The 10,995-nt window shown below is 55.2% G+C and carries 10 protein-coding genes and 2 rRNA genes; 10 read left to right on the top strand and 2 right to left on the bottom strand.

What is annotated here, in order from left to right:
• From DPQ25_RS08575 to rrf, 6 genes are all read left to right on the top strand, one after another.
• Positions 1-117 (top strand): 23S ribosomal RNA (locus DPQ25_RS08575); the annotation flags it as partial.
• A gap of 274 nt (positions 118-391) precedes the next feature.
• Entirely contained in the window at positions 392-943 is a 552-nt protein-coding gene (locus DPQ25_RS08570) for a sugar O-acetyltransferase (protein WP_112332763.1), read from the top strand.
• A 220-nt stretch (positions 944-1,163) separates the two neighbouring features.
• The gene (locus DPQ25_RS08565) at positions 1,164-1,634 is read left to right on the top strand and encodes a hypothetical protein (protein WP_112332749.1); all 471 of its coding nucleotides are present in this window, start codon (positions 1,164-1,166) and stop codon (positions 1,632-1,634) included.
• 123 nt (positions 1,635-1,757) lie between these two features.
• Complete coding sequence (locus DPQ25_RS08560) at positions 1,758-2,468, top strand: ABC transporter ATP-binding protein (RefSeq protein WP_112332762.1); 711 nt, start codon at positions 1,758-1,760, stop codon at positions 2,466-2,468.
• Entirely contained in the window at positions 2,465-4,054 is a 1,590-nt protein-coding gene (locus tag DPQ25_RS08555) for a putative ABC exporter domain-containing protein (protein ID WP_112332748.1), read from the top strand. Before DPQ25_RS08560 ends, DPQ25_RS08555 begins: the two co-directional genes overlap by 4 nt.
• Positions 4,055-4,167: 113 nt before the next feature.
• A 5S ribosomal RNA gene (rrf, locus tag DPQ25_RS08550) occupies positions 4,168-4,284 on the top strand.
• Between the two features lie 583 nt (positions 4,285-4,867).
• On the opposite strand, the gene DPQ25_RS08540 is transcribed toward rrf, so the two are convergent.
• On the bottom strand, positions 4,868-5,101 hold the full coding sequence (locus DPQ25_RS08540) for a helix-turn-helix domain-containing protein (RefSeq protein WP_112332746.1): 234 nt from the start codon (positions 5,099-5,101) through the stop codon (positions 4,868-4,870).
• 205 nt (positions 5,102-5,306) lie between these two features.
• Between DPQ25_RS08540 and DPQ25_RS08535 the strand changes: the two genes are divergently transcribed.
• Complete coding sequence (locus tag DPQ25_RS08535) at positions 5,307-5,597, top strand: DUF6809 family protein (protein ID WP_112332745.1); 291 nt, start codon at positions 5,307-5,309, stop codon at positions 5,595-5,597.
• A 135-nt stretch (positions 5,598-5,732) separates the two neighbouring features.
• Here the strand turns inward: DPQ25_RS08535 and DPQ25_RS08530 are convergent, their stop codons facing one another.
• The gene (locus DPQ25_RS08530) at positions 5,733-6,305 is read right to left on the bottom strand and encodes a DNA-3-methyladenine glycosylase I (protein ID WP_112332744.1); all 573 of its coding nucleotides are present in this window, start codon (positions 6,303-6,305) and stop codon (positions 5,733-5,735) included.
• A gap of 206 nt (positions 6,306-6,511) precedes the next feature.
• On the opposite strand from DPQ25_RS08530, the gene aroF reads away from it, so the two are divergent.
• From aroF to DPQ25_RS08515, 3 genes are all read left to right on the top strand, one after another.
• Positions 6,512-7,525: a 3-deoxy-7-phosphoheptulonate synthase gene (aroF, locus tag DPQ25_RS08525; protein ID WP_112332743.1), complete on the top strand. Its 1,014-nt coding sequence runs from the start codon at positions 6,512-6,514 to the stop codon at positions 7,523-7,525.
• 499 nt (positions 7,526-8,024) lie between these two features.
• On the top strand, positions 8,025-8,765 hold the full coding sequence (locus DPQ25_RS08520) for a LytR/AlgR family response regulator transcription factor (protein WP_112332742.1): 741 nt from the start codon (positions 8,025-8,027) through the stop codon (positions 8,763-8,765).
• A 35-nt stretch (positions 8,766-8,800) separates the two neighbouring features.
• On the top strand, positions 8,801-10,747 hold the full coding sequence (locus DPQ25_RS08515) for a sensor histidine kinase (protein ID WP_112332741.1): 1,947 nt from the start codon (positions 8,801-8,803) through the stop codon (positions 10,745-10,747).
• Positions 10,748-10,995 lie beyond the last annotated feature (248 nt).

The following is a 10,995-nucleotide window of genomic DNA, read 5'->3' as shown; positions in this document are numbered from 1 at the left end:
ATATCCCATAGCGAAAGCTAGTAAGGCCCCTTGAAGACTACAAGGTTGATAGGCTGCGTGTGTAAGTGTGGCAACACATTGAGCTTGGCAGTACTAATAGGCCGAGGGCTTGACCATAGGTAACTGTGGAAAGCCTTTGAGATTGTAGGTTTGGTTCGTTTATCTGCGGGTCCCTTTATTCAGTTTTCAGGGTATGTTTGAAACAAAATGTTGACGGCGCCGTTTGGCGCTGTTTTTTTGTTATAAAGGGCGGTAGGCTTGTAAAAAGCATATCGCCTTTTTGTTTTGTATTTGTTATAATAAAGATGCCGTGGTTCTGACAGCCTGTAAATCTGCACCGGCGGCGGGCACGGCCTACTTGAATATCAACAAGGGACATGAGGTGTTGAATATGACGGAAAAAGAGAAATCCTATGCCGGTATATTATACCAGCCAGGCGACCCGGAACTGGCCGCGGATCGTGATGTTACCGTAAAAAAGCTTTATGATTACAACCATCTGCATCCGCTGGAGCGCGAAGCGCGTGCGGCGGCAATTCGCGGCCTGCTGGGGCGGGTGGGCGAGAACTGTGTGGTGGAACATCCGCTTTTCTGTACCTATGGCTACAATACTACGCTGGGGGACAACTGTTTTCTGAATGTTAATTGCAAGCTGATGGACAGTGGCAAGATCACCATCGGCAATAACGTGTTTATTGCCCCCAATGTCTGCCTGATTACTGAGGAACACGCCATGGACGTGCAGCAGCGCCTGGAGGGCCTGGAGTACACGCATCCCGTTACGATTGGCGATAACGTTTGGATCTGTACCGGCGTTATGGTTTTGCCGGGCGTGACTATCGGCGCGAACAGCGTGATTGGCGCGGGAAGTGTGGTTGCCAAGGATATTCCCCCGAACAGCCTGGCGGTCGGGAATCCCTGTAGGGTTATTCGCACGCTGTAAGCCGCTGCGCCGCGCTTTCACGGGCGAGCCCGGCAGGCCGGGCGCTGTGTGCGGCGGGGCGGTTTTCAATCTTTGTGATGGATTTCTTTTGGAATCTATGGTACAATGGCTACAAAGCCGCTGTCAGGGGCCGCGGTATGAATTGCCGCGGGCCCGGCATATTAAAGGATGAGGCGCGCCGTTTGTCTCAAGCGCCGGCGCGGACGGGAGGGAATGTTGTATGGGTGTAGGCATGTGGTCTGTTTGGTTTCTGATTATTTGGTTTTTGCTCTTTGGCCTGATGATTACCGGAAAAGTATTTTTAGCCCTGGCTGTATACCAGGATGCCAGAAGCCGTTATAACAATAATGCGCTGATGTGGGGGCTCTTAGTGGGCTTTTTTGATTTGATTCCTGCGATTGTTTACCTTTGCTTGCGGAAAAATTTGGGCAGCGGCCCTATTCTCTGCCCAAGCTGCGCCCTCTATTACGCGCCCTTTTCCGGGGCCTGTCCCCGCTGCGGCGCGCCGAACCCAGCCGTTCATATGAATGCCTATACCGACTTGATGGCAGCCCACAAAAAGGCGAAAAATTACTTAACGGTTGCCATTGTGGCCTGGGGGCTGGTGATTGTCGCAAGCGTAGTTTTAGCGTTCATTACGGTATTTGCGGCAATTGGGAGCGCGGCGGGCGGTCACTATTATTACCGCTAAACCGCGGGGAAGGCCCGGGGCTGACGGCGTTGTGCAGGCCGGTTTACCGTGAGAAGCGTTCATAAGCTTATACCGTCCTGGGGAAGCGCCTCCCCAATGAAAGCAATGGAGGATTGCCGGGTTATGCTGGAAGTATCAAACTTAACAAAAAAATATAAAAGGCTGGTGGCAAACGACCATATTTGCTTCCAGGTAGCCCCGGGGGAAATTGCGGTGCTGCTTGGCCCGAATGGAGCGGGAAAGAGCACTGCCATTAAGTGCATTGCGGGCCTGCTGCGCTTTGAGGGTGAAATCACCGTTTGTGGGGAGCCGAACAAGACTTTAGCGGCTAAACGGAAATTTGGCTATATTCCGGAGATTCCCGCGCCGTTCGAGACCCTGACAGTGAAGGAGCATCTGGAGTTTATCGGCCGTGCCTATCGGGTCAAGGATTGGAAGGAGCGCGCCGGGCGCCTGCTGGAAAGGCTGGACATGGTGCAGCACCAGAATAAGCTGGGCCGGGAGCTCAGCAAAGGGATGCAGCAAAAGCTGAATATTTGCTGCGCCCTGCTGGCGGAGCCAAAGGTTTTGCTGCTGGATGAACCCTTCGTCGGCCTGGATCCCCATGCCATCAAGGAGCTGAAGAAGATTCTCGGTGAGTATAGGGCGGCGGGCGCGGCTATTTTACTGAGCACGCATATGATAGACAGCGTGGAGGAGCTTTGGGACAAGGCGCTGATTATGATGAACGGCCGCATTGCCGCAATCCGTACGCGTGCGGATCTTGCCGCAAACGGCGAGGACCTGGAGGAGCTGTTTTTCTCCATAACGGAGGGCGGTGGCATACGCGCATGAACGCCCTGTTTTTTCTGCTGAGAAAAGAAGCGAAAAATTCCCTCTTGGATTTGCTGCGCCACCCGGTCAAGCTGGTGGCTTATATCTTGCTTTTCGGCATGCTGGGCTTTTCCATTTTTCAGCGCGCCGTGATGCACTGGGGGGTTCCGCCGGTTACGGCGGACATCCGCCTGCTGCACGGTGTGTATTTTGGCGCCCTGCTGCTGCTCGGGGTGCCCATCCTTCTAAGCGGCATGAAGAGCGGGGCCGCCTTTTTTAAGATGAACGACGTGAACCTGCTATTTCCGGCGCCGGTTTCGCCCAGAAAAATCCTGCTTTACGGCCTGCTCAGGCAGCTGGCCTCCATTCTGCTGCTGACCATCTTCCTGCTTCTTTACGGCGTCATGGCCATGGATATGTTTGGCGTGACCTGGGGCGAAATTCTCATTCTCGTGCTTGGGCTGGTGGTAGGGCTGTTTCAGTTTGAGGTGCTGGCGATGCTGGCTTATCAGCTCGCAAACCGAAACCCGCGTTGGGTCCAGCGCATGCGCGGTGCCCTGTACGTTGTTCTTGCCGCGGCCGCCATGGGCGTGCTTTACGGCTTCTCTCTGGGCAAGGGCGGGCCGGACTCCGTGCTCTCGGCGATTTCGGTTTCCGTGCTGGAGGCCCTGCCCGTTTTCGGCTGGGTAAAGGGGCTGGTCTTCGGCCTGATAAGCGGTAATATTTTAAATGTATTTATTTATGGAATCCTTGTTGCCACCACAATTTTCGGGGCGCTGTTGATATTCCTCAAGGGAAATGTGGATTATTATGAGAGCGTGATCGACCGCGCGGAAGCCGGCTATGAGCAGCATGAGACGGAGAGCGTGGGCCATGCCGCGCGCAGGCATGGGCGGGCCCGCGTTTCCGCGATGGGCATCGGTGCGGGCTGGGGAGCCAGCGTTTTCTTCTTCAAGCATTTGCGCGAGGGAAAACGGCGCAGCCGCCTTGTGTTTGCCGGCATGTCCACCCTGTTGCTGCTGGGTGTCAACCTGGTGCTGATCTTTTTGCTAAGCTATGCCTCCAGCGCGGGGCCGCTGCGCCCGGATTACCTCATGGGCGTCTCGCTGACGCTCAGCTGCTATATTCTGTTTTTCTATAACACCACCGGGGACTGGGTGCGTGAACTGACAAACCCATATATTTACTTGGCGCCGGAGGCGCCCTTCCGCAAGCTTCTGTGGGCAGGCGCTGCCGGGGTGGCAAAGGCCTGCGCCGAGGGCGTGCTCTTATTCACGGTAATGGGGATTTTTACCGGCTGCTCTCCGCTGACGGCAGTGGCCTGCATGCTGGTGTATGCTGCAATGGGCGTGTTTTTCCTGGCGGGGAATGTGCTCTCTGTGCGGCTGTTTGGAAAGGTAGGCAGGCAGGGCTTGCTGCTGCTTATCCTAATGCTTCTGTTGCTGGTGGTTTTATTGCCGGGACTGGGCCTTTCCGCTTTTGTGCTGTTCAGCAGCGGGTCCGCGCTGGTTTCCGCCCTGCCGCTGACGGGGTGGGCGCTGCTGGCCGCGGCTGTGATTATTTTCTGCTGCCGGAACCTGCTTGCCAATGCGGAATGGAACGGCTGAACAGGATCAGCTTAAAAGCGAAAGATTTTTTGGAAAAATTTAAAAAAATACTTGCATTTTGGTTCTTGGTGTGATATTATAATAAAGCCGCAGGAAACAGCGGTAAAATAGAAGTTGGTGTTGATGACGGCGAGGGTCCACCCGTTCCCATTCCGAACACGGAAGTTAAGCTCGCACGTGCTGACGATACTTGGCTGGCGACGGCCCGGGACAATAGGAGGATGCCAACATTCAAGCAGCCATCCAGTAGGATGGTTGTTTTTTTATGCCTAAAGGGCTTTTTCTTTTGCTGTTGTATTGCTGCTGAGCGGCTTCCCCGGCGGCGGACTGAAAAATAGCGGTGCGGGGCATAAAATAAAAGCCGCGCGCATATAGATGAGCACAGCCTGAAAAAAGGACGAGTCTGTTTGAGCGGGACGGGCGGTTTAGTGGGCGAAGGATCCCGGTTCCGGTGTGGCGCGGCGGAAAAGAAGCCGCGGCCGCAAGCTGCTTGGCGGCCTGTCCGGGCCTGGTCCCAAAAAGGGAAGCTCCCAATAAAATGCACGCGCGGTTGTGGTTTGTTTTCCACAGCTGCCGCCGTGCTTTTAATTTTTGTGGAAAACTCAGTTGAAAATGTTGAAAAGCTATTAAAAACCAGTTGAAATTGGGGCAGGATGTTCTTTTAAAAGGCGAAACATCCCATGGGCGCTGAAAAAATGGTCCGCAAGAAAATTGTGGAATCGTTGAAAATAATAAGCGGCCTTCGTTGATAAAAGGGAATATTCATTTTTATTGGCAGGCAGATAAAGGTTTTCAACTTTTTCCACAAAGTTTTCAAGAACGAAGCTTTGGGCGCCGGGGATAAGGCTCCAGCTTATCGGTTAGGCCTAAAATATAGTCTACGCTGGTGTGGTAATAAACAGCCAGCGTGATTAACACCTGAGAGGGCAGGTCGAGCGCGCCTGTTTCATAACGGGAATAAGTCGTCTGACTGACATTTAAAAGGCCGGCAAGGTTTTTTTGCGATAAGTCCCGGTCCTCCCGAAGGTCACGTATCCGGCTATACACTGAAAATACCCCCTGAATTTGTAAAAATAATTTACCGCGCGGTGGAAAAGCATAGGCAGCTTGAGCCCGCGGCCAAAATTATTTTAGTATATGCAATTTTTGCATATTGCATTATATGCGTTTTTCGCATATAATAGAAAAAGAGGGAAACAGTCGTTTTTTAAAAGGCTGCCAATGCTTTGTAGGTCCAAAAGGGAGGAAAATCATGGAGGTCTTCGAGGAGATATACCAAGGGGCTTTTCGTCCCGATTTTGAAAAAAGGGGAAAAGCCTACGAGGCGGTTTCGGAAAAGCTGCGGGAAAAAATTCAGGCGTTTTCCGCCGGGCTGACAGATGATCAGTGGCGGCTGCTCGACGAAATCATGACGCTGAGCGCCGATCTGGAAAGCCTGCGGGCGGAGGAGCTTTTCCGCCAGGGGCTGCAAATGGGCCTGCGGCTGGGGTTTTCCTGCCGGGAGGAGGAACAGCCGCAGGCGGCCCCGCGGCCCTCGCCGTAAGGCCGCCTGCGCCCCGGTTTTTTTAGGAATTTTATAACGGGCAGAAAACAATAAAAAGCGGCAGCACAAGATGACGTGCTGTCGCTTTTTAGATTTAACGGCGCTGGAAATCCGTTTTGCCGGCCCTGCGCCGGGTCAGTGCCCCTCCTCGTAACAGTCGCAGGCGCTTTCATGCGCATTCAGAATGCCGATTGCTTGCAAATAGGCGTATATAATGGTGGAGCCTACAAACTTCATTCCCCGTTTTTTCAGGTCCCTTGAAATCTGGTCGGATAGGGGAGAGGACGTCCGTATGTCACAGCGCTCAAAGATAACCTTTTCATCCGTAAACCCCCATATATACCGGTCAAAGGAGCCGAACTCCTTTTGAATTTGTATGAACACGCGGCTGTTGGCGACGCAGGCCTTTATTTTTAACCGGTTGCGGATGATGCTGGGGTCGGACAATAGCTGAAGACATTTTTCCTCATCATACCGGCTGATTTTTTCCGCGTCAAAGCCGTCAAAGGCCCGGCGGAACCCTTCGCGCTTGTTTAAAACGCATTCCCAGGAAAGGCCCGCCTGGAAGCACTCCAGCATCAGCATTTCAAACAGCCTTTTATCCGCGTGCTGCGGGATGCCCCATTCAGTGTCATGATATTGAATGTAGAGCGGATTTTTATAGTTGACCCATGAACAGCGATTGACAATATTTTGATGTTTCTGCATTCTTTTTCCTCCTCAAATTCAGGCCGGTTGCAGGCCTGCCTGCTGCCATTATACCAAAGCCGCCGGTATTTTTCTACGATCTTCCCCCTGATTTTACAAATATACCCGGCGGCGGACGGGCTTGATTTTTAGCCTGGTGTGCGGTATAATCTATTTAGCGATTTAAAGCATAAAGTAATTAAAGTAAAAGCTTAGGGGGCTTATCAATGGTTATCGTAATGAAAAAATCCTGCAACCGGCAGGAGATAGATGCCGTCATCGCCGTGTTGGAGCGCTGCGGAATGGGGGCGAACCTTTCCACCGGCGCGCAGACGACGGTGATTGGCGTTTTGGGCGACAAGACGAAGCTGGAGGGCCTGAACCTGGAGCTGATGGATGGCGTGGAAAAATGTGTGCCCATCATGCACTCCTATAAGCTGGCAAGCCATGAGATGTGCCCGGAGGGGCGCACCGTCACGGTGGGCGGCGAGGTCATCGGCGGGAAAAAGCTGTGCATGATGGCGGGGCCCTGCGCGGTGGAGAGCGAGGAACAGGTGCTGGAGGCCGCGCAGGGCGTCCGGGCAGCGGGCGCGGGGTTTCTGCGCGGCGGCGCCTATAAGCCGCGCACCTCGCCTTATGCCTTTCAGGGTATGGAGGACGAGGGCTACCGCCTGCTGCGACGCGCGGCGGATGCCACGGGCCTCAAGGTCATCAGCGAGGTGGTCTCGCATGATCAGATTGACCTGGCGGGCAAATACTGCGACATGCTTCAGGTAGGCGCCCGCAACATGCAGAATTTCCGCCTCCTGCGCGAAATCGGCAAGTCCGGCATTCCGGTTTTATTAAAGCGGGGAATCGCCTCCACTGTAGAGGAGTGGCTCGACGCGGCGGAATATATTATGAGCGAGGGCAATTATAATGTGGTGCTGTGCGAGCGGGGAATCCGTACCTTCGAGACCGCGACCCGGAACACACTGGATGTATCGGCAGTGCCCGTGGTGCGCGAGCGCAGCAGCCTGCCGGTGCTGATTGACCCCTCCCACGCGGCAGGAAAGGCGCGTTATGTGGAGCCGTTGGCGCTGGCGGGTATCGCCGCCGGTGCGGACGGGCTGATTATAGAGGTGCACCCCAACCCCAAGGTCGCCATGAGCGATGCGGCGCAGCAGCTGACAATCCCCGATTACGGCCGCCTGGTACAGCGTGCCGGCGCGGTGGCGCAGGCGCTTGGGCGCACGCTGTAGCAAGCGGTATGCCCCGCCGGTGGTGCGGACGGGAAATTTTCAATATTTTTTAAAACGGCCTTTTACTAAAGAAAAAGGGGCCGTTTTCCTTTTTTTCGTGCCGCCGCCGGGGAGATCACGGCTATCAGGGGCCCCTTTTGCCCAGATACTGGCAGTTGCTTTTTGTGTAAATTTATATTATGCTAAAAATAAGCCGCCGGATCTCCCGCCCCCACAGATACGGCCCCGTATGGCGGCCTCGTATGGCGGCCCGTGGGTACGGCCCGTGAGCCGGCAGCCGCCATTGCCAAGGAGCGAAGCTCTTTGCGAAGCTCTTTGGTAATACGTACACATTTTATTAATTTCCTCCAAGGACCTGTAAAGGAATTGGAGGAATTTTTTTATCTTCAGTTTAAATAAAACACCCGTTTATAAATAAAAATTGGATTGATAATAAGTGTAGTAAAAAATAATTTATATTCAGATAAATTAACGATTGAGAGCGAGAAGGTTATTTTGTATGGAAACGAAAGCATCGGATGTGTACCGCATAGCAATCTGTGATGACGAGCCGCTTTTGGCTCAGCGAAATGAGGCGCTTACACGTGAGATTTTAACGGAGGACGGCCTGGTGGAGGGCAGGGATTTTGCCCTGGAGGTGTACACGGCGCCGCAGGCGCTGCTTGAACGGCTGCGGCAGGAACCGGACGCCTGCCAGCTTGTGCTGCTGGATGTGCAGATTCAGGAGATGAACGGGCTGGATGTGGGCAGAGCGCTGCTGCAATATGGGGCGGGCTGCCGCCTGGTTTATATTACGGCCTTTCGAGACTATGTGTTCGACAGCTTTGAAACCCACCCGCTGCAATACCTGCTTAAACCCGTGGAGAAGGAAAAGCTTGCCGGGGTGCTGCGCTACGATTTTCAGCACAATTACCGGCCGGGCAAGGTTTTTCTGCCGGCCGCGGACAAGGAGATGCCGGTCGTATTGGCAGAGCTTTATTACATGGAGTCGGCCCAGCATAAGGTAGCGCTGCACCTGAAGGACCGCGTGGAGTGGTGGAACGGCTCGTTGCGCACGCTGGAGCACGAGCTGGCGGGCAAGAATTTTTGCCGCTGCCACTACAGCTATATGGTCAATTTGGTTCATGTAACGGAAATTGTCCGCTACGAGGCGCGGCTGGATAACGGCGAGTGCGTTCCCGTCAGCAAACAGCGGTATGCGGCTTCAATAGACCAGTATATCCGCTTTTTAAGAACTTAGAAAATGGGCTGAATTTACCCGAGAGGATGGATTTTATGAAAAAAGGATTGCTGGCGCTGCTGATTACCCTGTTGGTTTGCGCGGGCTTTGCACCGGTTTTTTTAACCTATATACAGCCGGACAGCGCCGGGACGGTCGACCTTACCATTACGGACGGCGACCAAAAGGGCTGGAGCGTCTACATTGCCAGCGGCGATGCCGTCACCCCGCTGGAGCCTACCGGCGGCCTTTATGAGGTGCCGGAGGGCACGGCGGTTTACTACCGCTCCCGTGTGCTGGCGGAGGACCTGGCCGATGCGCTTTTGGAGCTGAAGCCCAGCAACTCCAGCGTAAGCGTGTTTTTAGACGGGGAGCTTATTTATACGGATGACCCCGGGACGGGCAGCAGGATTGGGGACCTCTCCCTCTCCATGAAGACGGAGCAGCGCGATGCCCCGGTATTGATTACGCTGCCGCAGGATTACCTCGGCAAAACACTGACGGTTGCGCAGCCGGTTTCCCCGGGGGAAAAGCCGGGCTACGACCAGCAGGTGTTTCCCTGCGAGACGGTGCTGTACAGCGCTAAGGCCTATGAAAGCCTGTCAATTTCACAGACGACGCAGACGGCCTACATGGCCATGCTCTATGTGGCGGTTGCCGTTGTGCTGCTGGCGATGTTTATTTTTCAGGCCATGCATGGAGAGTGGAGCTTTGGGCTGGTGTTTTTGGCCCTGTTCCTGCTGTTTTGGATGGCGGAGATCCTGCTGACGGCGCCGTTCTCCTACCACTATTTCGGCGCGCTGCCCTTTGATGCCTCGGGCACGCTGGTGCAGCTGTCGGTCAGCGCCCTGCTTGTTTTTCTGGGCCTGCGTTTTTCCCGGCCCTTCCGGCTGGCGATGCTCATTGTGGTAGGGGTGCAGCTGGTGCTGCTCTTGCTGAGCGTGCTGACGCAGATGGGCCTGCTGGTTCCCTATGGCGATTTTTATTTGGTTTTGATCGATCTGCCCGAGTGGGGGCACCTGCTGGCCCTGCTGGCGGGGCTGGTGTTCGCGGTTCTGGAATGGCGCCGCGGGTCCAGCTTTTTCGGGCCGTTCTGCAAAACAGCCGGCGTGCTGCTGGGGGCGTACCTGCTGTTTACTCTGTTTTCGCCCCTTTACTGGCCCGGCTATATTCAGTCGGTCGCCGAGCGCCTGGCCGGCGTATTCCAGCTGGTCACGCCCAGGTACCCGGTAACGGTTCTGCGCTGGGTGCTGGTGGTACCCAGCATTGCGGCCGCCTTAACAGAGTTTATGGTTAAGGAGGTGCGGAAACGGGCCGATCTCTCCGCGCTGGCCCTGAAAAGCCAGCTGGCCTATGACAATCTCCGCCGCATGCAGCAAAGCGCCGGCACGCTGCGGGAGTGGCGGCACAATATGCTGCATCACCTCTCGGTGCTGGAGCATTTGCAGCAGGAGGGCGAGCAGCAGCGCCTGGCGGAATACCTGAAGGGGCTGACGGCGGATATTCATGCGGTCGCGCCGCTTCAGTATGCCGCGCATCCGGTCGTCAATGCGGTGCTGTCCTCCTGCCTGGGCGAGGCGCAGGAGGAGGGCATCCGCGTGGAGGCCGAGGCCGCCGTGCCCGAGAAAATCGGGATCGCGGACAGCGACCTGTGCAACCTGCTGGTCAACATGCTCGACAACGCCCGCGAAGCATGCGAGCAGATGCCGCCGGACGCCCTCCGGCGGATCAGGGTGCGGATCCATATGCGCGGCCGCTACCTCTATGTGGGTGTGGAAAACACCAAGGCCACGCCTGTCTATTACAACCAGCAGCGCAATATCTGCCTGACGACCAAGGCGGACCGGGAAAACCATAATTACGGCATGCGGACCATGGAGAGCATCGCCCGCCGCTACGACAGCCGCCTGTGCATCGAGTACACAGAGGACTCCTTCAGCATAAGCACTGCCCTTTTGCAGCGGCCCGTCAAGGACCGATCGGCCGGTGAAGCGGCCTTATAACGGACGGCTATAGAAACGTCAAGGGCCGGCAGCCTCAATATTGAGGCTGCCGGCCCTTGCCTTGCCTCCGTTTTCTGCGGGCTGGCATCGGGCGGAGAATTCCCAAGTAGGCAGGATTTTTCCCAAGTGGGTAAACCACCTTTTCAAAAAAAGGGATTTACGCTATTCTGAACAATAGATGAATTACCCTGAGCCGGTTTTCCGGCCTGCGTGCCGGGCCTTTTACACAGAAGGCCGGCTGCGGGGGA

The sequence above is a fragment of the Hydrogeniiclostridium mannosilyticum genome, assembly GCF_003268275.1.
In the GTDB taxonomy this organism is placed as follows: Bacteria; Bacillota; Clostridia; order Oscillospirales; family Acutalibacteraceae; genus Hydrogeniiclostridium; species Hydrogeniiclostridium mannosilyticum.
This window is presented reverse-complemented; position numbering and strand designations above follow the sequence as displayed.

Coding starts and splice junctions, on each gene's coding strand:
- DPQ25_RS08570 (WP_112332763.1), top strand. CDS start 392: ATGACGGAAAAAGAGAAATCCTATGCCGGTATATTATACCAGCCAGGC.
- DPQ25_RS08565 (WP_112332749.1), top strand. CDS start 1,164: ATGGGTGTAGGCATGTGGTCTGTTTGGTTTCTGATTATTTGGTTTTTG.
- DPQ25_RS08560 (WP_112332762.1), top strand. CDS start 1,758: ATGCTGGAAGTATCAAACTTAACAAAAAAATATAAAAGGCTGGTGGCA.
- DPQ25_RS08555 (WP_112332748.1), top strand. CDS start 2,465: ATGAACGCCCTGTTTTTTCTGCTGAGAAAAGAAGCGAAAAATTCCCTC.
- DPQ25_RS08535 (WP_112332745.1), top strand. CDS start 5,307: ATGGAGGTCTTCGAGGAGATATACCAAGGGGCTTTTCGTCCCGATTTT.
- DPQ25_RS08530 (WP_112332744.1), bottom strand. CDS start 6,305: ATGCAGAAACATCAAAATATTGTCAATCGCTGTTCATGGGTCAACTAT.
- aroF (WP_112332743.1), top strand. CDS start 6,512: ATGGTTATCGTAATGAAAAAATCCTGCAACCGGCAGGAGATAGATGCC.
- DPQ25_RS08520 (WP_112332742.1), top strand. CDS start 8,025: ATGGAAACGAAAGCATCGGATGTGTACCGCATAGCAATCTGTGATGAC.
- DPQ25_RS08515 (WP_112332741.1), top strand. CDS start 8,801: ATGAAAAAAGGATTGCTGGCGCTGCTGATTACCCTGTTGGTTTGCGCG.